The organism is Halomonas sp. B23F22_3, assembly GCF_043496965.1.
GTDB lineage: Bacteria > Pseudomonadota > Gammaproteobacteria > Pseudomonadales > Halomonadaceae > Halomonas.
In genome coordinates, this window is sequence record NZ_JBIEKG010000001.1 from 121,736 (window position 1) to 143,554 (window position 21,819).

Sequence of the window (21,819 nt, forward strand, 5' to 3'; positions counted from 1 at the left end):
CCCGCGGCCTGATCGCGTTACCCGGGGCGGAGCCTCAGGCGGCAGCGTCGCCGGCCCCCTCGTCCTCGGACAGCGCGGCCACCTCATGACGCACGGCCGCCAGCCCATGCTCCGAGATGAACCCGTGGGCCCGGGCATGTTCGGCGATCAGCACGCTGTCGGCGGCCAGCACCAGGTCGCAGGGGGTGTGGCGCAGCTCGTCGCGGAGCCGCTGGATGGCACGCTGGCGATCCTCCCGCTGCTCCACCCGCCGGATGTAGATGGCGGCCACCCGCCCGGGGTGCGCCTCGACGATGCGGGTGTAGACCTCGGGATCGTGCTGCCCGCTGTCGCCGATCAGCAGGCAGGGCACCCCCTCGAAGGTCGCCAGCATGCGGCTGATCAGCTGCCGTTTGTGGTCCTCGGCCCGACGCGGCCAGGGATGGCGCAGGGAGATGCCCCACTCGCGCAGGAACAGGATCGGTCCGACCGGAATACGATTGAGCTGAAAGAAGGTCTCCAGCATCTCGTAGATCACCCAGGGGCCCCGTGATACGTAGAGGATGGGGCGTTCGCCCTGGTCATCGGCGCCGCGGTGCAGGGCCTGGTAGAGCGCCGCCACGCCGGGAAAGGCAGTGCGCTGGTCCGGCTGCTCGAGAAACAGTCGATAGAGCATGCGCAGCTTGTCGGCCACGCCGGTGTACATCACGGTGTCGTCGATGTCGCTGATCACCAGCAGGTCGGTATCGGGGGCGGGGGTGAAGACCTCCACGCTGGCACGCACCGGCCCCTCCTCGGCCGCCGTGACCCACAGCTCGGCGCGGTGCCAGGCACGCTCGCGGGGCAGTGGCGAGACGAGCGGCAGACAGGCATCGAAGTAGCCATCGCGGTCGGTGGTCACGGTCAGGTGATTGTCGCCCAAGCGGATGTCGACGCTGGCCTCGGCCACGCCCCGTCGGGCGATCCGCCGCGCCACATCGGCCAGGTCTCGCAGGAAACCGCGGCGCGGCACGCCTCGGCTCAGCGGCGCCTGACGAAACACACGGCCCGTGAGGAAGGCTTCTCGCCGCGAGCCATAGCCCCGATAGGGCGTGACGGTCAGGCCGCCATGCGCATGACCGAGCTTCATCGGGCTGGCCACGACGCCCACCAGCCGCTTCACGAACAGGGCGGCGCGTCGAAGCGTCGGCGTCATTTCCGCCTACCCGTAACGTGATTGCGTCGGGTCCTGCCGCTCATGGTCGGGTGCTCCGGATCGTGTCGATGCCCCCAGCCTACTCCCGGGCCGGCGGTTTTCGCACCTCCGCGCCCTCAACGGCAAGCAGAGACGCCGACGCCTCGAGTCTTACCCACGGGAGCCTATCGCCGGAGGATCACCAGCCAGCGCCCCAGGTTGAGGACGCTGGCGAGCGACGCCGCCACATAGGTGAAGGCGCAGGCGGTGAGCACGTGGCGGGCGCCGGGCATGTCGCGGGCCGGAATGTACTCGGCGAGCAGCGGCAGGGCCCGCCCGAAGCTGGCATCGAATTCCACCGGCAGGGTCACCAGGTGCACCAGCGCCGCGGTGCCGAAGCTGATCACCGCCAGGGCCACCACGACGACCAAGCCGCCGGGCAGGCGCGTCAGCACGAAGAGGAAAGGCGCGGCCATCATCAAGAGCGCCCCGACCTTCTCGGCCTTCTGCGCCACGGCCACCAGGCGCGAGCGGGCCAGCAGCGGCGCGTAGCCCTCCCGGTGCTGGATGGCATGGCCCACCTCGTGGGCCGCCACCGTCACTGCCGTGAGCGAGCGCCCCGCATAGTGTTCCTGGGAGAGCCGCACCCGGCGCGCCTCGGGATCGTAGTGATCGCCCTGGTCGGTCACCTCCACCCGAACGCCCTCGAGCCCCAGCCGCCGGATCAGATGCTCGGCGAGCTCACCGCCGGTGCCGGGGTACTCCTCACGCCCGCGGGCATGACGCGCCAGCACCCACTTCGCCCAGAGGTTGGGTAGCAGGAAGAGGGCCAGCAGCAGGGCGATTGCCAGGACGATCATCGAAGAGGCTCCACGCAGGGTCAGATCATTGGACCCAGCCTACCAGAGCCGGTTTCACGACTCCGATCCTAACACCGACCATAGCGTGAGGGCCGCCAGGCTCAGCCGCCGAGGGCCTCGCGACGAATGCGCCAGTCCTCCAGCGCCAGGCGCGCCCGGGCCTCGGTGGCCTGCTCGCGCAGCGCCTGCTCGGGCGACTCGGTGGCGGCCAGGGTGCCGTCCAACTGCCAGGCATAGAAGGTCGGCTGCGCCAGGTTCGTGACGGCCCCCTGCTCGCTCACCAGCAGTCCGGCGCCACCATCCTGGCGATTGAACGACAGCGCCATCGGTGCCTCGACCGGCGCATAGAGATCGCGACCGCCCCAGGGCGCCTCGGCCTCGGAGAGCGAGTGGGCCCAGAGGGTGGCAAAGATGTCGCGGTGGCTGGTCCAGTCCTCGCGCTGAGCCTCGGCAGCGTCTCGGTAGCGCGACGGCAGCCACATCAGGATCGGCACCCCGAACTGATCGAAGAGGTCATGCGCCTGGGGATACTGGATGAGCGAGCGGGTATTGTGATCCCCGGTCGCGGCAAACAGCGTCCGCTCGAGCAACCCCTGCCCCTCGAGACGATCCAAGAAGCCGCCCATGGCATCGTTGGCGTACTGGTAGGTCTCGAGGATCGAAGTGCCGAACTCGGGCGACACCGCCAGCGCCTCCCCCAGTCGCGTGGCGTCCAGCGGGCCCGGCGTGTAGTGCTCGGGGATGCGATAGGGGGGATGATTGGAGATCGATAGCATCACCAGCATTACCTTCTCGCCACGGGCGTCCGCTTCCTCCAGAAGCTCGGCGCCGGCGCGGAACATCCACTCGTCGTCCAGCCCCCAGGTGCCCCCGGTGGCCTCGGGGAAGCGCTCGCGAATCGCACTGTCGCCCAGCACCTCATCGAAACCCTGGCGTGCCAGGGAATCATCGAGATCCCGCCACTGAACCGAGCCGGCGGTCAGGAACACCGTGCGATAGCCGGCACGCCGGTAGGGCAGTGCCGCCGACGTCGAGAAAGTGCGGTAGCCGTAGCGACTCTGGGTCAGGGGGCTGATCGGCGTATCGAGCAGCAGCCCCTCGAGACTCGGGTGCGTGCCGTGCTCGGCCGACAGGGCACGGGGGAAGTAGTCGGCCTTCTCCTTGAGCCAGGGCCGCAGTCGACCGAGCAGGTCATTGCGCTCGGGGGCGTCGAAGTCGAGCGGGCGACGCCCCCAGCTCTCCATCAGGCTGACGACCACATGGGGCGGCGTCTCCTCGGCCGCGGGCCGACCGGGCGTGGTCATGGTCATGCGCGCCAGCACCTCGTCGGGGCTGTCGACCTCCGACCAGCCAAGGGCATGGGCCGCCTCCATGGGCGAGGCGAAGCCATAGTGTGCGAGGCCCGCCAGGGGATCATCGCCGATGCTTGAAAGCTCGCGCTCCTTCCAGGCCAGATAGATCGCCTGAGGCCCGCTGGGCACCAGATCGTTGACGAAGGCATTGGCCGAGACGGACATGTGCATCTCGCGCAGCGGGAAAGTCCCCAGGCTGCCGCGCCCCAGGCCGATCAGCGTGATCAGGACAACGCCCACCAGCGCGATGGCCCGCGGCAAGCCCCGGGGACGCAGGGCGTCGTCCTGCGCCCGAGAGTTACCGCGACGCATCCAGACGAGCTGAGCGCCGGTCATGCCGGCGAGCGCCAGCAGCAGCGGCAGCAGCGGATAGTCGTTCCAGACCGTGTCGAGCACCGCCCGGGTGTCATCCTCGAAGAAGCCGAAGACCAGGGCGTTGATCGGCCCCTGGTAGAAGCTGAAGAAGAAGTGGTTGATCAGCGCCAGTAGATTGACCAGCACCATGCACACCAGCGCCCAGGGCAGCCACAGGCGACGCCAAGCGGCGATCAGCGGCCGGGGAAACGCCAGCAGCAGCGTCGCCACCAGCAGCCAGGGCCCCAGCAATACCGTCATGATCTTGGCATCGAAGCGCAGCCCCATCCAGAACGCCTGCAGCAGGTCCACGAAGGGCACCGTCAGCGGCACGGGTGCGTTGGCCCACAGCAACAGGCCACGCATAACGGCAAGCGTCGCCACCCCGGCCAGGCCCAGACGCCACAGCTGGCGATTGATCTCCCACCAGTGGCTCCAGCGAGAGACGGTCACCTCAGCGTTCATCCCCTGTCATCCCATCGTGCTAGTGAGCGAGCACTATACCGATTCGACATTAGGATGACGATCCGGTGAGGCCCGTCCCAGTGCACCCTCAAGACCACGTCAGCGCGCCGAGAGTGCGTATCGACACGCAAGAGCCCCGTCACCCGACAGGGTGACGAGGCTCACTAGAAACGCGATGACCGGGCGTCAGCGACCCATCAGCTCGCGCAGGTCCTTGGCTTCCCAGTGCGGGAAGTACTTGCGCACCAGGGCGTTGAGCTCCAGCTCGAAGCCGGCCCAGTCGACCTCGCCGGTCGGGCGGCTGCCCGACTGGGCGACCCCGCGGATCATCCCCGCGCCCACCGTGACGTTGGTGAGCCGATCGATGACGATGAAGCTGCCGGTGCCCGGGCTGCGACCGTAGTCGTCCAGCGCCACCTCGGCGGTCAGCTCGACCCGGCAGCGGGCGATGGCGTTGAGCTCGAGCCGCTCGGCGGGATGACGCGCCTGGCTGTTGACGTCGACCTGGTGGAGGATCTCGCCGACCCGGCCCGCCACGGAGCGCCCAGCCAGGCGGATGTCGACCGGCCGCCCGGGAGCGAGGGGCTCGTCGTGCATCCACACGATGTCGGCCTCGAAGGCGTCGGCCAGGGCGACCTCGGCATCCTCGGCGACGATCCAGTCGCCCCGGGAGATATCGAGCTCATCCGCCAGGGTGACGGTGATCGCCTGGCCCGGCCAGGCGATATCCAGGTCGCCATCGAAGGTGACGATCCGCTCCACCGTCGAGGTCCGCCCGGAGGGCAGCACCTGGATCGCCTGCCCCGGGCGCAGGATGCCCGCCTCCAGGGTGCCGGCGTAGCCGCGAAAATCGAGGTCGGGGCGATTGACGTACTGCACTGGCAGGCGCAGGTCGGTCAGGTTGCGATCGCGGCTCACCTCGACGCTCTCCAGCAGCTCGAGCAGCGGCGGACCGGCGTACCAGGGCGTCTTCTCGCTCGGATTGACGACGTTGTCGCCCTCCAGCGCCGAGAGCGGCACGAAGCGGATATCGCGAGCCGAGAGCTGCTCGGCGAAGGCGCGATACTCGGCGACGATCTCCTCGAAGCGCGCCTCGTCGAAGCCGACCAGATCCATCTTGTTGACCGCGATCACCAGGTGCTGGATGCCCAGCAGGTCGGCGATGAAGCTGTGCCGGCGGGTCTGGGTCTGCACGCCGTAGCGGGCATCGATCAGGATGATCGCCAGGCTCGCCGTGGAGGCGCCGGTCGCCATGTTGCGGGTGTACTGCTCGTGGCCCGGGGTGTCGGCGATGATGAACTTGCGCTTGTCGGTGGAGAAGAAGCGGTAGGCCACGTCGATGGTGATGCCCTGCTCACGCTCCGACTGCAGGCCATCGACCAGCAGCGCCAGGTCCACCGCCTCGCCGGTGGTGCCGCTCTTCTTAGAGGCCTGGGTGATCGCCGCCAGCTGGTCGTCGAAGATCATCTTGGAGTCGTGCAGCAGCCGCCCGATCAGGGTCGACTTGCCGTCGTCGACGCTGCCGCAGGTGATGAAGCGCAGCAGGTCCTTGTTCTCGTGCTCGTGCAGGTACTGATCGATGTTGTCGGCGATCAGGTTGGACTGGTGTGACATCAGAAATACCCCTCGCGCTTCTTCTTCTCCATGGAGCCGGCCTGGTCGTGGTCGATGGCGCGGCCGCTGCGCTCGCTGGTGCGGGTCAGCAGCATCTCCTGGATGATCTCGGGCAGCGTGGCCGCCCGGGACTCCACGGCGCCGGTCAGCGGATAGCAGCCGAGGGTGCGAAAGCGCACCCACTTCTCCTCGGGCACCTCGCCCTCGGCGAGCGGCAGGCGCTCGTCATCGACCATGATCTGCATGCCGTCACGCTCCACCACCGGACGCGGCGCGGAGAAGTAGAGCGGCACGATGGGGATGCCCTCGAGATGGATGTACTGCCAGATATCCAGCTCGGTCCAGTTGGAGAGCGGGAAGGCGCGGATCGACTCGCCCTTGTTGACCCGGGCGTTGTAGAGGTTCCACAGTTCCGGGCGCTGGTTCTTGGGGTCCCAGCGATGGTGCTTGTCGCGAAAGGAGAACACCCGCTCCTTGGCGCGGCTGGCCTCCTCGTCGCGGCGCGCCCCGCCGAAGGCGGCATCGAAGCCGTACTTGTCCAGCGCCTGCTTGAGGGCCGCGGTCTTCATCACGTCGGTGTAGCCGCTGGAGCCGTGGTCGAAGGGATTGATGCCGGCGGCGCGCCCCTCCTCGTTGATATGCTCGATCAGCTCCATGCCGGATTCCGCGGCCATGCGATCGCGGAACTCGATCATCTCGCGGAACTTCCAGGTGGTGTTGACGTGCATCAGCGGGAACGGCGGCGGGCCGGGATAGAAGGCCTTGCGCGCCAGGTGCAGCATCACCGAGGAGTCCTTGCCGATGGAGTAGAGCATCACCGGGTTGGCAAACTCCGCCACCACCTCGCGGATGATGTGGATCGACTCGGCCTCGAGCTGCTGCAGGTGGGTGAGGCGCTCGCGCGACGGCGTCGGGTCGCCGACGGCGGTCTCGACGGCGCTCTCGCGTGACGGTGCGGAAAGATGGCTCATGGCCCGGCTACCTCGCATGACGTTGGGCGGGTGAGATCATGCGAGACAGGGTAACGCCGGGTCGATAATAACCCAAAAGAATCAATAACTATCTTTTTATGCCCATTATGACTATTCGGTCTTCACGACTCGCGCCTGCATGACGCCGTGAGCCCTCAGGGCGCGACGCGCACCACCCGAGTCTCGAGTGCGCCGGCGCCGAGGTCGAGGAGGCGATAGCCCGGGCGAGCGGCCTCGTCGAGGGCGAAGCTGGTGGCGCCGGGCAGGAACTGGTCGCTGGCGGCGGGACAGCCGTAGACCGCCACCTGCCGGCCGGCCACGGGCTGGATGCCCTCGAAGGCCTGGTGGACGTGGCCGAAGCACACCGCCCGCACCTGGCGATGCGGGGCGATGAGGCGCCAGAAGGCCTCGGCATCGGCCAGGCCGATCGCGTCGAGCCAGGCCGTGTCGATGGCGAGCGGCGGATGGTGCATGAACACCAGCGTCGGGCGATCGTCACGGGCGAGGCGCGCGTCCAGGGCCGCCCGCCGCTCGGCGCCCAGCTCACCGCCCTCGCGACCGCGGACCCGGGTATCCAGCAGCAGCGCACGCCAGTCGCCCAGGTCGAGCTCGGCGGGCAGCGGTTGATGCTCGGCCATCAGATCGGGGCGGTCATGGTTGCCCGGCAGCCAGCACCAGGGGGCGTCGAGCCGCGACAGGGTGCGCTCGGCCAGCCCATAGGAGGCCGCCGACTCGTCCTGGCTGATGTCGCCGCTGACGACGACTCGGTCCGGGCGCTCGCGGTTGACCGCCTCGACCACGGCCTCGAGCTGGCGCAGCGGCACGCCGATCCGGCCGCGCGCCGCGGGGTCGGCATGCAGGTGGCAGTCGGTGATCTGGATCAGGCGCATCGCAGGGCTCTCGTACCGGCAGGCTAAGGGAGGAGGTTCAGCGTGACACGGGCCGGAGTCGGTCCGACGACGCGATCGTCAGGGCAGCTCCGGCAGATCGGAGTGGCCGTGGGCCAGCCCGTGTTCCAGCCACTCGCCGAGGAAGCGGTTGAGCTGCAGCTTCTCGTCGGGCTGGTGCATGCGGGCATTGGGGTAGCGGTAGCGGCCGTGGAAGTGGCGCTGGCGCTGGAAGTCGGTGACCTCGGCCATGCGCACGTCGTGGTAGAGGTGCACGCGCATGCGCGGCGTATCGATCACCGCATCGAGCACCCCACGCTGGGAGACGCGCACGATGCTGGTATAGGGGGCACGCTCCTGGAGCTCGAGACACAGCGCCCCCAGGCGGCGCCCCCGGTTGACCAGCGCCACCTCACGGGTCTCTCCGGCCTCCAGGTCGCCCAGCAGGCGGCTCAAGCGGATGAAGTTGGCCGCACATTCGCCCTGCAGGGTCTTCAGGTCGGTGACATAGGCGTTTCTCGGCACGCTACCTCCTTGCTCGCAACGATGCACGCTCACCGACCAGCCAATGGAAGGCGATCAGGCACATGGCATTGTCGAGTCGTCCGGTCTGCAGGAGTTCCCAGGCACGAAGGAACGGTAGCACATGCACGCGGATATCCTCGTGTTCCTCGTCCAGTCCGTGGACCCCGCCGAGGCCGCGGCTGTCGACCAGTCCACAGAACAGCGTGACGCGCTCGTCGCAGGCGCCGGGGCTGGGGTAGTAGGCGTGCAGCTCGATCAGCTCGCCCACCTCGCAGCCGGCCTCCTCCATGGCTTCGCGGCGGGCCACCTCGGCGGCGCTCTCGCCGCGCTCGACCAGCCCGGCCACCACCTCGAGCTTCCAGGGGGAGGCGGGATCGTCGAGGGCCCCGGCGCGGAACTGCTCGATCAGCACCACGGCGTCGCGCTCCACGTCGTAGAGCAGCACGCCCACCGCGTCGTGGCGATGGTGCACCTCGCGTACCATGCGACCGCTCCAGCCGCCCTCGAAGAGGCGGTGGCGCAGGTGCAGCGCCTCCAGACGGAAGAAGCCGTCGTGCAGGCAGCGCCGCTCCTCCAGCGCCACGTCGGCCGCCGTGAAGGACGGCTCGCGGGTGAGGTCGTGATCGTCCGCGGGCGGGCGCGTGTCGCTCATGCCGGTCTCCCGATCGTGCAAAGGGCCCATTATCGGGACCGCGGACGAGAATGCCAACCACCCGGCCCCGCCGCGCGCCCTCAGAGGCGCGCGAGCATCCCCCGGGCGGCGTCGCGCAGCGCCTCGTCGGAGAGCGGGCGAGTCGCGCGGGCCGTGCCCGCGACGGCGCGACGGGCGTGCTCCCGGGCCTCGCCGTCTCGACCCTCCTCCTCGAGGAAGGCCGCGTAGTAGTAGTGAACGTCGATCCCCGCGGGGCGGATCGACAGGGCACGCCGGAACATCCGTTCCGCGGTCTCGGCGTCACCGAAGGCCACCGGCCAGCCGGGAGCCCGGTCGTAGAGCGCCCCCAGGGTCACCCAGGCCGAGCCGTGGTGGCCCTCGGGGTCGAGCTCGACGGCCCGCTCCAGCACCTCGCGCGCCTGCTTGGCCGAGCCCAGGGCGCTGAGCCCACCGGCCGCTCGAGCGTGAGAGGCCAGCACGATGCCCCGCCAGACCAGCACCGGACTCTGCCGTGGATAGGCGTCGAGCAGCCCGGCGCTTCGCTCGGCCAGCTCCTCGAGTGCGGCCTCGCGGCGCTCCTCGGGCATCGCGGTGGTGATCCGTTCCCAGCGCTGGCGCACCTCGGCGACGTCACCTTCCCAGGCCTGGGGCTCGGTCGGGGTCTGTGCCAGCGAGGTGGCGCCCCATCCCATGCCGATCATGGTGGCGAGAACGGTGGCGAAAAGCGGACGATGAAACATGGCGAGTCTCCCGGGTTGTTGTTGTGATCGTGTCATCGGCAATGTAACGAACGTTCGAATGAACTACCAGGCGGGCGTCGAGCAACGTGGCGTGCACCGAGGCGATGGCGTATCTTGCCCCTTCTCGACAGACGGAGGAGGCGAGCGATGAAGGGCCGCAACATGACGCGCTGGCGCGATCCCGCCAAGGACCCACGTCAGGAACCCAAGAGCAACCTGATCACCGCCGAGGGGGCCGAGCGGCTGCGCGGCATCCTCGACCACCTCTCGCGGGTCAAGCGCCCGGCCCTCTCCACCAAGGTGGGCGAGGCGGCGGCGCTGGGCGATCGCAGCGAGAACGCCGACTACACCTACAACAAGAAGGAGCTCAACCGGGTCATCGCGCGCATCCGCTATCTCACCAAGCGCCTCGACGAGCTCACGGTGGTGGACCGGCTCCCCGCGGATACCGGCAAGGTCTTCTTCGGTGCCTTCGTCACCCTCGAAGACGAGGACGGCGAGGAGCTCGCCATCCGCATCGTCGGCCACGACGAGACCGACACCACGAAGCGCTGGATCAGCGTGGATGCCCCCCTGGCGAAGGCCCTGCTGGGCAAGGGCCTCGATGACGAGGCCACGGTGGCCGCGCCGGGCGGCGAGACCACCTACCTGATCACCGACATCGCCTATCGGCAGCCGTAGCAGATGCCCGCGGGGCCCGTGATTACCCCTCCAGGGCGTAGGCGATGGTGATCACCACCCGCACGCGCCTGGTATCCGGGGTGTAGCTGTCGAGATCCTCGATCGAGAAATTCCCCTGGTTGGCCCGCGGGATGGCTCCCACCTCGCTGCCGGAGTCCTCAGCGAACTGCTCGGCGGCGCGCCGCGCATCCGCCGTCGCGCAACCAACCTGCTATCGCCGATGCCCGCCGGCGACAGCGGAGAGGCGCGCCAGCCGGGCGATTCGGTCTCGGGCACCCCGAAGCGTTGCCTGACGCCGACGGTATTGGCCGCATGCACGACACATCCCCGGAACATCACTTCCCGACACCAGGCTTCAAGCCACTGTTAATAAATAGAAAACACAGATCACGGCATGACGTTAGCAATGCTCATGGCAAGCGAGCCATCCGGCTCGTGGCCTGCAAAGTGCGATAGCACAGGAGGAATATCATGCGGAAGGTACTGCTGAAGACCACCCTGCTTCCCCTTGCCATGCTGTTCGGCGCTGGCGCCGTGGCCGCCGACACCCCCGCCTTCGATGACCTGGACATCAATGGCGATGGCATGCTGAGCGCCGAGGAAGCCGTCGCCGTGGAGGGCCTGAACCTCGAGACCACGGATACCGACGGCGACAGCGCCCTCAGTCGTGAGGAGTTCGAGGCCGCCAGCACCGGAACGCCGGGAGGCGTCGAAAGCGCATCGAGCATGGAAGGCTCAGCCAATATGGAGGGCTCATCGACCATGGATAGCTCGACCATGGGCGGAACGAGTCAGGAAAAAAGCACCACCTACGAGTGATCTCTCCCCACGGCAGCCGGCATGACCGGCTGCCCCGCGCCTGCCGGGAATACCCGGCGGGCGCGGGCGCGTTTGCGACTTTCAGGCGCGTGTCGCGGCATAGACCCGGAAACGGCGATCGTCGGCGAGGATCTCGAAGCCACCGAAGGCGGCCTCCAGCAGGTCCGGGTAGGGCAGGAAGGCGTTCGCCACCAGCAGCAGCTGGCCACCCGCCTTCAGGTGCTTCGGCGCCTCGCGGATCAGCCGCCCCGCCGGGCCGTAGTCGATGGCCCGCTCCTGGTGGAAGGGGGGGTTGCTGACGATGGCGTCGAAGCGCCGCTCGCCGAGCGCCGCATAGACGTCGCTGGCCAGTGCCTCGCCGGCCAGGCCGTTGGCCGCGAGCGTGCGCCGGGTCGCCTCCACCGCGAAGCCGTTGACGTCCGTCGCGGTGACCCGGGCGCCGCGGCGCGCCAGCCAGGCGGCGAGGATGCCGTCGCCGCAGCCCATATCGAGAACATCGCCGAGCACATCGCCGGCCCCCTCCCCCAGCGCCCCAGGCAGCTCGCCCAGCAGCAGCCGGGTGCCGTCGTCGAGCTTGCCATGGCCGAAGACCCCAGGATGGCTGGCGAGCCGCAGGCCCTCGGCCTCGAAGCTCGTCCAGGCCGCGTCGGGGTCGATGCCCACGCGGCCCAGACGCGTCGCGTAGAGCCCGCAGCGCCGGGCGCTGTCGAGCTTGCGGCAGCCAAGCCCCAGCGCCGCCAGCACCTTGAGGACGCGCTTGATGCCGCCCTGATTCTCGCCGACCAGCTGCAGCGGAGTCCCCGGCGGCAGATGGACACAGAGCCACAGCAGCCACCATTCGCCCAGGGCATGGCTCTTGGGCCAGAACAGCACCGCCCCGGGGGGCGCCGCGTCGACGGCCTCGAAGGGCGAGGCCGTCGGGAGCCCCCGGGCCTGCCAGGCCGTGCGCAGCGCCACGTCGGCGCTGAGCAGGCTGCCCTGCCCCGCCTCCAGCCAGGCGTCTCTTGGGGGGGCCACCCAGAGCCAGCCGCGGTAGTCGAACGCCTGTCGTTCCAGCAACTGGCAGACGGGAGTCTCGGCACTCATGGGGTGGCCTCCTGTGGGGGGTGCATCGGGCGCTCCAGGGTGTAGAGCAGGTAGCGGCCGAGCCGCCAGTGGGGATCGACCCGGCAGTAGCGGTGCTCGAGCGCCAGCAGGCGCTCGCGGTCGACCTCGCTCTCCGGCGGGTGGCGCAGGTAGTCGGCGAACACCCGGATGCCCGCCACCTCGCGGATCACGAGATCGTGCTCGGCACTCCAGGCCTCGATCTGCCCGTGGGTCAGCGGCGAGATCGGCGTCAGCCGCTTGCGAAGCCCCTTGCCCTCGAGCCGGTCCGCCAGGGCCTTCTCCAGGTTGCCCTTGACCACATTGGAGAGCCTGAGCGCGTCGCGATTGAACACCATCAGCGAGAGCTGCCCGCCCGGCGCGAGCAGGCCGGCCAGGATGGCCAGGGCAGCGCGCGGGTCGGCCAGCCACTCCAGCACCGCATGGCAGGCGATCAGCGTCCAGGGGCCCGGCGCCTGCTGGGGCAGCACCTGCAGCGGTGCCTGAAGAAAACGCACGTCCTGACCCGCCAGGTGCGCCCGGGCCCGCGCGAGCATCTCGGCGGAGGGCTCGGACAGGGTCACCGGGTGACCGCGCCGGGCGAACCAGTCGGCGAGCTGGCCGAGGCCGCCGCCGACGTCGAGCAGCGGCTGTTGCCGAAGGTCGAACATCTCGGGCAGCAGGCGGTCGAGCAGCGCCAGGCGCAGCTCGCCGCGGGCGCCGCCGTAGAGGCTCGCGGCGAACTTGTCGGCCAGGCCGTCGAAGTGGCGATCGCCTGCCGGCGAGAGAGGAGAAACGGGTTCGGTCATGCCGGCCACCGGAAGCGAAGATGGGCGCATTCTACCCGGGAATCGCGCCGGACTCATGGCCCGCGGTACTGGCCCGGGCTAACGCGGGTTTATCTCGGCGGGTCAGGCGCTTATAATGCGCTGCGTTGCGCCCCCATAGCTCAGCTGGATAGAGCGTCCCCCTCCTAAGGGGAAGGTCTCAGGTTCGAATCCTGATGGGGGCGCCAACCCCATGATGCGCTCGGCCCGCACGCCCTCCTCGAACATCTCCCGATACCGCCTCCGGTACCCGCCGGGCTTCTTGGCTGCCTTCCGAAAGCGGCGCTTCACGACCTGATCAGCAACACCGAGGCGCTCAGGCGGGTACAGGCGCGCCTCGAGACCGCCGTGATGCCTGCCCTTCTCCGACGCCGAAACACGCTCAGCGCCCCGGCCGGTCAGCGGTCAAGAGAGAGCCGCCGCCGTCAGGGCCGATTGACCTATCCTGAGCGCAGAGACAACGATCAGGCGGAAATTCATGCGGCAACTCGTCTTGATGCGCCATGCCAAGGCGAAGCGTGGCAGCCAGAAGATGGCCGATCACGACAGACCCCTCAGCAAACGAGGCAGGCGCCAGGCGGCTGCCATGGCCGAGGCCATGCAGTACAGGAAGGACCTTGAGGGCGAGCTTAAGCTTCATGTGAGCGGTGCGACGCGCACACGCGAGACGCTTGATGAGATGGCGAAGCGTCGGCCCGAGCTGGCCTTGAGCGAGCGAGCCGACGTCGACGAGACTCTGTACACCTTCGACGCCAACGCCCTGCTTGCCTGGCTGCGAAGACTGCCCGATGCCAATGCGAATGTGCTGGTGATCGGCCACAACCCAGCCCTGCTGGAGCTGGCCCGTTGGCTCTGCCCCGCGGCGCCGGATGGACTGCCGACCGGCAGCTTGCTGCGGCTTGCTCTGCCAGACACCGCCTGGCGGTCGCTGGAAAGAGATAGCGCCGAGGGCATGGAGAGCCTGACGCCGGAACAGGCCAGCCACGCGCTCTTCAAGCGCCGCGGGCCCGAGCCGCCCAAGCTGGACAAGGCGGGACTCAAGCGGCGCATCCTGGAGCTGTTGGCGCATCAGTATCGATGCGTACGAGCCCTGGAACCGGGCATGGTGGCCGGGGTCGATGTGGAATTTCTGCACCAGTATCGCGTCAACCTGCGCCGCAGCCGAGCGATCGGCGAATCCGTGCTCACCACGATCAAGGTACCCGGCCTGAAGAAGCGGCTGAAGCGGCTCAAGCGCCGTGCCCAGGCAACCAGCGATCTGCGCGACCTGGACGTCTTCCTGGAGAGCCTGACCGAGAGCTCGCCGCCGCTGGCATCTCGCTCCCGTCAGGCGCTGACGCGCTGGCTGCAGGCCCGCCGTAAGGAGGCGCACGCCGCGCTGTGCCAACAGCTCGCCCAGCCCGACTATGCTGAAGCGATGCGGGACTGGTGGAACTTAATCCACTCCCGGGCGTTCAGGCAGGCGCTGGCCGGGGTCTCCAACAAGCGCATCGCGTCGGTGCTGATCGAGCGCCTCGTCCGCCACGACCAGGCGCTTGCCGGGCTTACCTCGCAGAGCGATGACGGGGCATTTCACGACCTTCGCAAGGCAGTGAAACGCATCCGCTACCTGGCCGAGCTGGCCCCGAAACGCCACCGCGAGTTCCTGGCGGGGTTGAAGCATCGCCAGCGCTTGCTCGGTGACTTTCAGGATCTATGCACTCGTCAGGCCTGGATCGAAGCCTTTGCCGCCAGCGCCCGCCACGCCCCCAGGCGCAGGCGCGAATGCGACACCTGGCAAGCGGCCCTGGAGGAAAAGAAGCGGGCCCTGCGAGAGAAGATCATGGCGCTGGCGCCCCTGGCAGGCGCCCACGGCACAGCGCTTAAGCGCTGAACCCTTGCGACCGTCTCGCCCGGCCTCCCTGTTGATTGCCTAGAAGCGATAATCGACGCCCACCCAGAGGCTGCGGCCCGGTTCGTTCAGTGGCAGGTCTTGGCTCTCCGGATCCTCGGCTAGGAAGGGATCGCTGACGCTGCGGTTGCGATTGAGGAAGTCGCTGTAGCTCTTGTCGAGCAGGTTGCTGACGCCGGCGCGCAGGGTCGTGGCCTGCCAGCGCCAAGTGGCCTCGGCATCCAGCACGACGTAGCCCGCCGTGGCGATCTCACCCGGTCCCAGGCGGTCCTGGGCATCGGAGAAGCGAGCCGTCAGGCCGGCTGCCCAGGCATCGCGCACGTGGAACTGCGACAACCGTCCGCGCAGCGGCGCAATGTCGGCGAGGGCGCCGCCGTCGTCCAGGTTGTCGCCGCGTACCCAGCTCAGCTGTCCGCGCGTCTCCCAATGCCGGGCCCAGCGCAGATCGCCGGAAAGCTCCACGCCATAGAGCGTCGCGTCGATATTGCGGTACGTGCTCACCCCGCCTGCCGTATCGGCGCGATAGATATAGTCGTCGACGCGGTCGGCGAAGGCCGTCAGTTCTATCCCGGCGTGCGCCAGGCGACGCTCGAAGCCCACGTCGAGCTGGTGATGCACCTCGGGGTCGAGGCCGGGATTGCCCACCCAGTCGCCCTTGGCGAAATAGCGCTCAGTGGCGTCAGCATCGCGCTCGGCACGGCTGAGGCTAGCATAAAGGGTGTCGGTGTTGTTCAGGCGCCGCTCGCCGCGCAGGAAGCCGCCCACCAGCCAGGCGGCATGATCCAGGTCACCCGTTGCCCCGTACTCGCGCCGATAAAGATCGGCCGCCACCACGCCCCTATCACTGGCCTGATCGGCGGCATCGGCGCTGGCCTCGGAGTAATCCAGGCGCAGGCCACCGCTTAGCGTCGTATGATCGCCCAGGTAGTGATCCAGCTCGGCGAAGACGCCGGATTGTCGCGTGGTCACGTCGGGCCAGGTGAGAAATTCCACCCGCTCCTTCGAGTCGTTGATGATCCGCGCATCGCGCTGGTTCTGCAGCACATTGACCCCGAATCGCAGGTCGCTGTTCGCCCGCTGCTGCACGACCATGCTCTTCCACGTGAGGGTGTCCGATTCGCTAGGCGAGCGCATCCTCATCATCGGCGCGTCGCGCAGCGTGTAGTTGTCCATCACGTGATCGATGGTCGTGAACTGAAGGCGATTCTCCATCCGCAGGGTGTCGGAGAAGTCGTGATCGAGACGGGCCCGCAGGGTGTCGTTGTCGCTCTCAGGGGAATCCATACCGGCGCCGGCAAACGCGACGTCGCGCTCGCGCACGCCCTCGTAGCCGACCGCCACCTCGGTGTCGGCCGTGGGCGTGAACCCCAGGGTAACGCCGCCGCTGGTGGTCTCGAAGCCGCTGTGGATGCGACGGCCGTCGCCATCCTCGTAGTCATTGGCCTGCTGGTGCTCGCCAAAAAGCCGCCAGTAGCCGCTTTCGTTGCCGGCCACCAGAGTGGCATAAACGCCGGAGCGCTCGCCGTTGTCGTCATAGCTCGCCCCGACGCTGCCCTGCTGCTGGACGTCACGGCCCGCGAAGTCCGGCGGTATGCGCTCGAAGAGCACGGTGCCACCGCTGCCGCCGGCACCGTGTTGCAGCGTGGTCACACCCTTGCTCACCTTAACTCGATCGAAGCTGTGCAGCGGCGCATAGGCGGTGGGCGGGTCCATGCGATTGGGACAGCCGCCGAAGACATAGCCGCCGTCCACCAGAATGTTCAGCGCGTTGCCCTGCTGGCCACGAATCACCGGATCGAGACCGTGGCCACCCATCCGGATCGCCTCGATACCGTTGATCCGCCTCAGCCACTCCCCCGCATCGGACGCCGGCGCCGGCGACTGCCGGGGCGTGATCCACAGCTCCCCGGGCATGCCGGCCCGCCCTTCGATGATCATGGTGGCGAGGGTGTCGGTTTCAGCCTGGGCAGAACCGGCACAGGCAGCGGCGATGCAGGCCACCAGCGGCAGGCGACGAAGCGTTGGCGTGATCATTTCCCGTCTCTTTGGAATTAAGTTATGAGAGAAAAGAATAATAAAGCGCCGGGAAATGGCTCGGAATGGGTCAGGTTGCCGCATCACGGCCACGACCTACTGGCTTCATCCGTTGAGGGCCATCGGCGTCGTGATGAAGGTCGATGCGCGGCGTCATCAGGCCATGGTGGACTTGGATCGAAGGGCTTCTATTCGCTCGGAAAACCGCCGACGGGGTGATTCAGCGCAAGACCATAATATGCCGTTAACACTGATAAATGACCTAAATTTGCACCCAATTTCTTGAAAAATGCGCTTTTTGCCATGCATTGAGCCACATCAAGTTTTAAGACCTTGCTTATATGGGAAGCCCGTCGAGGGATGGTTAGCATGTCAACCATCGGCGGCACCGGGATCATAGGGGAACCACGGGCGTCGCCGACTCCCTCCGCTTCGGCGGTGAACCCGTAGAAGGAAACGACCCGATGACATCGCACGCCTCCCTCAAGCGCGCCGCCTATCTCTCGGCCGGCGCCCTCGCCCTGGCCATCGCCGGCACCGCCCATGCCGTGGACATCGAGCTCGGCGACACCACCGCCAGCCTCTATGGCTTCGCCAAGCTGGACATGATCTATGACGTGGACAATGAGCTGGGCGACCTGGCGGCGCGCCCGCGGATCCTGATCGATGGCCAACAAGGCAGCGACGGCCACACCTCCCTGCACGCCTACCAGTCACGCCTCGGCTTCAAGACGGCCACCCCGGCCGGCGGCAGCCAGCTCACCACCCGTATCGAGGTCGATTGGTTCGAGAACGCGCCCGAGGGCGGCGACCTGCGACTTCGTCATGCCTATGGCAGCTGGAACGGCGTGCTGGCCGGCAAGACCTGGACCAACTTCGGCAGCCGGCTGGGCAAGACGCCGACCATCGACCTCGCGCCTCAACCGGGCCAGAGCAAGATCGGCCGCAAGGCGCAGCTGCGCTACTCATGGGGCCAGTGGCATCTCGCCCTGGAGAACCCGGACCCCGAGGATTACCGAGACGGCGTGGCGGCGAGCTTCAATCCCAAGCGCGGGATCTATCGAGAGGCCGATGACGCCAAGACCGGGCTGCCCGACCTGACACTGCGCCACCAGAGCCGGGCCGCGGGCGTCGACTACTCGGCCTCCGCCATGCTGCGTCAGCTGGAGGTCGAAAGCGAGAGCGGCCTGTCAGGCGTCGACGACAGCGTCACCGGCTGGGGCCTGAACCTGGCGGCGCGCTACCGGGCCAGCGAGCGCCTGACCTTGCGGGGTGCGCTCACCTATGGCGACGGCATCGGCGAATACCTGCAGAACAACCCCTCGGCCCCGGGCTACCTGGCCGATAGCGAGGTCGAGACCATCACGGCCTGGGGTGCCAACGTCGGCATGAGCCTCAGGGCCGGGCCGGGCGCCGTTAATCTGGGCTACGGCATCTCCAAGGCCGACCTGAACGATGCCCGCGAGGCCGGCATCGCCGGGGTAGAGGGCGCCAACGAGCAGTTCGAGGCACTGCACCTGAACTACATCTGGTCACCCATCGAGCGCGTCAGCTACGGCGTGGAGGCGGGCTACCATACTCGCGAGGTGGTCGATGGCCGCGACGGCGACGCCCTGCGCCTGCAGGGTATGGTGAAGTACCGCTTCTAACGCCGAGAAGACGTCGCCTCGCAAGGCCAGGGCGACGCGAGAGGACCAAAAGGAAGCGTCGCTCGAGGGACCGGCTGCCATCGTGGGACACGGATTGACGGTTCGCCGTAAGGAAGGCGAACGGGAAGACACCAAGGGAACAGGACCTGACCACAGGTCCTGTTCGACTCCCTTACACGAAGAGGTGTCCCATGAACATCAAGACGCTGACCGCCGGCCTCCTGACCCTGCTGCTGATGGGGGGGGCCGCCTACGCCATGGACTCCGCGGCCATCGAAGAGCACATGGCCAAGATCAACGAGCAATACGTCCAGACGTCCGAGGAGGAAGGCAAGGTCGAGGCGCTCGAGCAGAAGGTCGAGGCGCTGGAGGAGATGATTCAGATGATGCTCGACGACCAGGATTCCTGACGCGGCGTGTATCCGCGTCAACTCTCGGATCCTTGTCGCGACAAGGCTCGGCAGTCCATGACTCAACGCCTGACAAAACGCCCCCGACGCCTGCGCGCCGGGGGCGTTTTCATCTGCCGGAACGGCGACCCGTCACGGCAGTCATGGCAGAGCTAGAGGCGATCCCGCTTCTGTACCTTGAGCTCATAGTTGTTGACGCCGGACATCGCCGAGCCGAACTTCTGGCCCTGCACGCGAATGCGATAGCGGCCCGGTGACAGCTCGGTCTGCATCTCCACGTCGCCGTCGAAGCCTTCGCCGGCGCCCTCGGCCACCACCCGGCCGTTGGCGTCCAGCACCTCGAGCTCGATGCGGTAGGTATCCTCGTAGCCGGTCGGGTAGGTCGAGGTGGTGATGGCCACGGTGCCGCGCTCGGCCATGTCGAAGGTCAGCACCTCACCGCGAGCGCGAATCTTCACGTCGGTGACGATGGTTTCCACGCCATTCGAGGCCTGGGCCGGGGCTTGCTCGGCGGAAGACGCCTGGGACTCGGCCTGCGAGGCAGCACTGGCTGCCGTGCTGGAAGACGCCTCGGCCGTCGCACCGACCGCCCGATCGGCACTCGTCTCTGGCGCCGGCGCGGCGATGGTCGCCACGTCGTCACGGCCGCGCACGAAGACGCTGCGGTTGCCCTCTCGGGCGCTGCCGCTGAACACCAGCCCCTGGCCGTCGCTGACACCCTCTTCCAGGCGACGACCGTTCTCATCCAGGCCGGCGACAGTGATATAGAAGCTGTTGCCGGTCGTGCTGCGGGTGCCAAACTTGCGCCCCTCGACGCGCAGCACATAGTCACCCGGCGCCAGGCGCTGTCGCAGGGCCAGGCCGCCGTTCTGGCCCAGCGCCTCGCCCCGGGCGATCACCTGGCCCTGGTCGTCCAGCAACACCGCCGCCACGCGGTAGTCCTCGGATTCGCCGCCCGGCACCTCGCTCTCGAAGAGGTACTCGCCATCCTTCTTGACGGTGAAATCATGCTCATGAGGGCTGCCGTAGAGGAAGCTGCGGCTGCGGGCATCGTTCTCGGCCTGCAGGAAGCCGGTCAGATCGAGCTGCTTGCCCTGGCTGCGGAAGCGCTCTTCCATCTCGCTGGCAAGCGCCGGAGCACTGGCGAGCCCCAGCCCCAGGGCCAGCAGGCTTGCGGTGATGATCGGCTGTTTCATGAACCCTCGCATGTGTCCTGATACGTCCTGAATGAAAAAAGCCGACCCCGGAGGATCGGCTTTCGGTGTTCCACCCTACGGGCAGGAGGATCCTGCGAGGGGATTAGAACAGGTAGACGGCACCCACGGCCACGCCGTCGCCAGCATCTTCTTCGCGATCGTACCAGGCGGCCTCGACGAAGGTGTACATGGCGTCGGAGATGTTGTAGGTAGCACCGACCATCACCTCGTTGTAGCTCTCGCCTTCCTCGTTCGGCCAGTCGCCGCTGGTGAAGGCGTCGTCGGCGGTATCGGTCAGGTCACCGCCGCCCACGTCGACGTACTGGTAGGCGCCGTAGATGTCGCCCATGCCGTAGCCGTAGCGGGCGCCCACGCCGTAGTAGTTGACGTCTTCGACAAAGTCGTTGTCGGACTGGAAACGCTCGATCTTGGCGGAGACGCGCAGGGTGTCGACGGTGTACTGGGCGGTGATGCCGTACTGGTCGCCAGCGTCGAACTCACCATCGACGACGTCGCCGTTAGCGTCGAGCTGGTTGGCAGCGTAGTCGCCGTCGTTGTTGGCCAGGTTGTCGTAGACCGCGGCGATGGAGAAGGCGCCGGCGGTGTACTTCAGACCACCGAAGAAGGAGGCGTTGCTGTCACCGTCCTTCTCGACGATGAAGGTCTGACCAGCGCTCGGGCCCGCGCCAGCATCGAAGGTGGCAACGGGATTGTCGTCTTCGGCATCGCCTTCGAACTGGGTACCCAGGGCGAACTGGAAGCCGCTGAAGGACGGAGACATGTACTGCAGCTTGTTGCCTTCGCGCGAGTCGGACACACCAGCAATGTTCTGGTTGGAGTCGGAGACGTCGAAGTACTCATTGTTGGTGATCGGGTCCTGGATCCAGTCGTCGATCAGCGGATCCCAGGAGCCGAGGCGCGCGTCACCGAAGTTGCCCTTCAGGCCGAAGTAGGCCTGGTCGCCGGTGTCCAGACCGCCGGCACCCTTGATCTCGTCGGCGTCGCCTTCGAACTCGTACTTGAAGTAGCCGGTCAGACCGTCGTAGATCACGTGCTCGCCGGCCACACCCAAGGTGGAACCGTTATCGGCGAACTCGTCGGTGCTCTCGCCGTCGGCATTGTTAGTGTTCGCGTAGGCGAACTGCAGGTTGCCGTACAGGTCCAGCTTGGTGCCGTCCTGGTTGTAGACGGTCGCGGCCTGGGCGCCAGAAGCGGCCAGGGCACCGGCGATAGCAGTCGCTAACAGTGTCTTTTTCATTGCGATAGTTCCTTATTGACTAGCTTGCTGTTTCGATCGTGGCTGCCCGTTCTTGGTGAGCGGGTCAGCGGGCTTGGCCGGTCTTGGTGCCGGTTCTCGTGCCTGCAACTCCCTCCCGGGAGGACAGGTCGCGAGCCAGACCGCGGCGAAGCCTTAGTTATAGTCCAATGCTCGCAAGAGGAACTCTATACCGGGATTTGGGGGAACGCAACAAGAAAAAAACACTGTTTTCATTCGTCGCGAACACCGTTCGTCCGTGCATCCTCCTACCTGGCGAGTCGGGCTCCGTCCCGGCGAGCCCAATGCTCGAGCCGGCGTGACGGCCGCCGAATCGAGCGCCTGGCGCGATGAGCGGATCCATCATGCCCTGCGAATATGACGAAGACAAGTCGGGGGAA

19 protein-coding genes and 1 tRNA gene are annotated in these 21,819 nt (G+C 67.5%); 6 read left to right on the forward strand and 14 right to left on the reverse strand.

Annotated features, from left to right (window positions below):
- Positions 1-34 precede the first annotated feature (34 nt).
- From ACGTNG_RS00550 to ACGTNG_RS00590, 9 genes are all read right to left on the reverse strand, one after another.
- On the reverse strand, positions 35-1,174 hold the full coding sequence (locus ACGTNG_RS00550) for an App1 family protein phosphatidate phosphatase (protein ID WP_394574883.1): 1,140 nt from the start codon (positions 1,172-1,174) through the stop codon (positions 35-37).
- Positions 1,175-1,338: 164 nt separating this feature from the next.
- Positions 1,339-2,013, reverse strand: a complete 675-nt coding sequence (locus tag ACGTNG_RS00555) for a zinc metallopeptidase (protein WP_394574884.1) — start codon at positions 2,011-2,013, stop codon at positions 1,339-1,341.
- A gap of 101 nt (positions 2,014-2,114) precedes the next feature.
- Entirely contained in the window at positions 2,115-4,184 is a 2,070-nt protein-coding gene (locus ACGTNG_RS00560; RefSeq protein WP_394574885.1) for an LTA synthase family protein, read from the reverse strand.
- Between the two features lie 186 nt (positions 4,185-4,370).
- Positions 4,371-5,798: a sulfate adenylyltransferase subunit CysN gene (gene cysN / locus ACGTNG_RS00565; RefSeq protein ID WP_394574886.1), complete on the reverse strand. Its 1,428-nt coding sequence runs from the start codon at positions 5,796-5,798 to the stop codon at positions 4,371-4,373.
- The gene (cysD, locus tag ACGTNG_RS00570; RefSeq protein WP_394574887.1) at positions 5,798-6,769 is read right to left on the reverse strand and encodes a sulfate adenylyltransferase subunit CysD; all 972 of its coding nucleotides are present in this window, start codon (positions 6,767-6,769) and stop codon (positions 5,798-5,800) included. Before cysD ends, cysN begins: the two co-directional genes overlap by 1 nt.
- A gap of 155 nt (positions 6,770-6,924) precedes the next feature.
- Positions 6,925-7,659, reverse strand: coding sequence for a metallophosphoesterase (locus tag ACGTNG_RS00575; protein ID WP_394574888.1), 735 nt, complete (start codon positions 7,657-7,659; stop codon positions 6,925-6,927).
- A 78-nt stretch (positions 7,660-7,737) separates the two neighbouring features.
- Entirely contained in the window at positions 7,738-8,181 is a 444-nt protein-coding gene (locus ACGTNG_RS00580) for a DUF1249 domain-containing protein (protein ID WP_394574889.1), read from the reverse strand.
- A 1-nt stretch (position 8,182) separates the two neighbouring features.
- On the reverse strand, positions 8,183-8,833 hold the full coding sequence (locus ACGTNG_RS00585; RefSeq protein ID WP_394574890.1) for an NUDIX domain-containing protein: 651 nt from the start codon (positions 8,831-8,833) through the stop codon (positions 8,183-8,185).
- A gap of 80 nt (positions 8,834-8,913) precedes the next feature.
- The gene (locus ACGTNG_RS00590) at positions 8,914-9,573 is read right to left on the reverse strand and encodes a TRAP transporter TatT component family protein (protein ID WP_394574891.1); all 660 of its coding nucleotides are present in this window, start codon (positions 9,571-9,573) and stop codon (positions 8,914-8,916) included.
- A 147-nt stretch (positions 9,574-9,720) separates the two neighbouring features.
- Here ACGTNG_RS00590 and greB point away from each other — a divergent pair, with 147 nt between their 5' ends.
- Both greB and ACGTNG_RS00600 read left to right on the forward strand, forming a co-directional pair.
- Positions 9,721-10,254, forward strand: coding sequence for a transcription elongation factor GreB (gene greB, locus ACGTNG_RS00595; protein WP_394574892.1), 534 nt, complete (start codon positions 9,721-9,723; stop codon positions 10,252-10,254).
- Between the two features lie 471 nt (positions 10,255-10,725).
- A complete protein-coding gene (locus ACGTNG_RS00600) occupies positions 10,726-11,073 on the forward strand; it encodes an EF-hand domain-containing protein (protein ID WP_394574893.1) in 348 nt (115 codons plus the stop codon).
- Positions 11,074-11,154: 81 nt separating this feature from the next.
- Here ACGTNG_RS00600 and ACGTNG_RS00605 read toward each other — a convergent pair whose 3' ends face one another.
- Positions 11,155-12,159: a methyltransferase gene (locus tag ACGTNG_RS00605; RefSeq protein ID WP_394574894.1), complete on the reverse strand. Its 1,005-nt coding sequence runs from the start codon at positions 12,157-12,159 to the stop codon at positions 11,155-11,157.
- A complete protein-coding gene (locus ACGTNG_RS00610; RefSeq protein ID WP_394574895.1) occupies positions 12,156-12,965 on the reverse strand; it encodes a methyltransferase domain-containing protein in 810 nt (269 codons plus the stop codon). The genes ACGTNG_RS00605 and ACGTNG_RS00610 overlap by 4 nt, the downstream gene beginning before the upstream one ends.
- Before the next feature lie 129 nt (positions 12,966-13,094).
- On the opposite strand from ACGTNG_RS00610, the gene ACGTNG_RS00615 reads away from it, so the two are divergent.
- Together ACGTNG_RS00615 and ACGTNG_RS00620 are read left to right on the forward strand one after the other, a co-directional pair.
- Positions 13,095-13,171: transfer RNA gene (locus ACGTNG_RS00615), tRNA-Arg, on the forward strand.
- A 290-nt stretch (positions 13,172-13,461) separates the two neighbouring features.
- A complete protein-coding gene (locus ACGTNG_RS00620) occupies positions 13,462-14,856 on the forward strand; it encodes a CHAD domain-containing protein (RefSeq protein ID WP_394574896.1) in 1,395 nt (464 codons plus the stop codon).
- A 39-nt stretch (positions 14,857-14,895) separates the two neighbouring features.
- On the opposite strand, the gene ACGTNG_RS00625 is transcribed toward ACGTNG_RS00620, so the two are convergent.
- On the reverse strand, positions 14,896-16,992 hold the full coding sequence (locus tag ACGTNG_RS00625; RefSeq protein ID WP_394575540.1) for a TonB-dependent receptor domain-containing protein: 2,097 nt from the start codon (positions 16,990-16,992) through the stop codon (positions 14,896-14,898).
- Between the two features lie 380 nt (positions 16,993-17,372).
- Between ACGTNG_RS00625 and ACGTNG_RS00630 the strand changes: the two genes are divergently transcribed.
- Both ACGTNG_RS00630 and ACGTNG_RS00635 read left to right on the forward strand, forming a co-directional pair.
- Positions 17,373-18,557 (forward strand): DcaP family trimeric outer membrane transporter, encoded by a 1,185-nt coding sequence (locus tag ACGTNG_RS00630; protein ID WP_394574897.1) that lies wholly within the window; start codon positions 17,373-17,375, stop codon positions 18,555-18,557.
- A 191-nt stretch (positions 18,558-18,748) separates the two neighbouring features.
- Entirely contained in the window at positions 18,749-18,967 is a 219-nt protein-coding gene (locus ACGTNG_RS00635) for a hypothetical protein (RefSeq protein ID WP_394574898.1), read from the forward strand.
- 152 nt (positions 18,968-19,119) lie between these two features.
- Here ACGTNG_RS00635 and ACGTNG_RS00640 read toward each other — a convergent pair whose 3' ends face one another.
- Positions 19,120-20,163: a hypothetical protein gene (locus ACGTNG_RS00640; protein ID WP_394574899.1), complete on the reverse strand. Its 1,044-nt coding sequence runs from the start codon at positions 20,161-20,163 to the stop codon at positions 19,120-19,122.
- A gap of 103 nt (positions 20,164-20,266) precedes the next feature.
- On the reverse strand, positions 20,267-21,421 hold the full coding sequence (locus tag ACGTNG_RS00645; RefSeq protein ID WP_394574900.1) for a porin: 1,155 nt from the start codon (positions 21,419-21,421) through the stop codon (positions 20,267-20,269).
- Positions 21,422-21,819 lie beyond the last annotated feature (398 nt).

Bases quoted from the DNA above. Each gene is read 5' to 3' on its own strand.
- ACGTNG_RS00550 (WP_394574883.1), bottom strand. From the start codon at position 1,174: ATGACGCCGACGCTTCGACGCGCCGCCCTGTTCGTGAAGCGGCTGGTG.
- ACGTNG_RS00555 (WP_394574884.1), bottom strand. From the start codon at position 2,013: ATGATCGTCCTGGCAATCGCCCTGCTGCTGGCCCTCTTCCTGCTACCC.
- ACGTNG_RS00560 (WP_394574885.1), bottom strand. From the start codon at position 4,184: ATGAACGCTGAGGTGACCGTCTCTCGCTGGAGCCACTGGTGGGAGATC.
- cysN (WP_394574886.1), bottom strand. From the start codon at position 5,798: ATGTCACACCAGTCCAACCTGATCGCCGACAACATCGATCAGTACCTG.
- cysD (WP_394574887.1), bottom strand. From the start codon at position 6,769: ATGAGCCATCTTTCCGCACCGTCACGCGAGAGCGCCGTCGAGACCGCC.
- ACGTNG_RS00575 (WP_394574888.1), bottom strand. From the start codon at position 7,659: ATGCGCCTGATCCAGATCACCGACTGCCACCTGCATGCCGACCCCGCG.
- ACGTNG_RS00585 (WP_394574890.1), bottom strand. From the start codon at position 8,833: ATGAGCGACACGCGCCCGCCCGCGGACGATCACGACCTCACCCGCGAG.
- ACGTNG_RS00590 (WP_394574891.1), bottom strand. From the start codon at position 9,573: ATGTTTCATCGTCCGCTTTTCGCCACCGTTCTCGCCACCATGATCGGC.
- greB (WP_394574892.1), top strand. From the start codon at position 9,721: ATGAAGGGCCGCAACATGACGCGCTGGCGCGATCCCGCCAAGGACCCA.
- ACGTNG_RS00600 (WP_394574893.1), top strand. From the start codon at position 10,726: ATGCGGAAGGTACTGCTGAAGACCACCCTGCTTCCCCTTGCCATGCTG.
- ACGTNG_RS00605 (WP_394574894.1), bottom strand. From the start codon at position 12,159: ATGAGTGCCGAGACTCCCGTCTGCCAGTTGCTGGAACGACAGGCGTTC.
- ACGTNG_RS00610 (WP_394574895.1), bottom strand. From the start codon at position 12,965: ATGACCGAACCCGTTTCTCCTCTCTCGCCGGCAGGCGATCGCCACTTC.
- ACGTNG_RS00620 (WP_394574896.1), top strand. From the start codon at position 13,462: ATGCGGCAACTCGTCTTGATGCGCCATGCCAAGGCGAAGCGTGGCAGC.
- ACGTNG_RS00625 (WP_394575540.1), bottom strand. From the start codon at position 16,992: ATGCGGCAACCTGACCCATTCCGAGCCATTTCCCGGCGCTTTATTATT.
- ACGTNG_RS00630 (WP_394574897.1), top strand. From the start codon at position 17,373: ATGACATCGCACGCCTCCCTCAAGCGCGCCGCCTATCTCTCGGCCGGC.
- ACGTNG_RS00635 (WP_394574898.1), top strand. From the start codon at position 18,749: ATGAACATCAAGACGCTGACCGCCGGCCTCCTGACCCTGCTGCTGATG.
- ACGTNG_RS00640 (WP_394574899.1), bottom strand. From the start codon at position 20,163: ATGAAACAGCCGATCATCACCGCAAGCCTGCTGGCCCTGGGGCTGGGG.
- ACGTNG_RS00645 (WP_394574900.1), bottom strand. From the start codon at position 21,421: ATGAAAAAGACACTGTTAGCGACTGCTATCGCCGGTGCCCTGGCCGCT.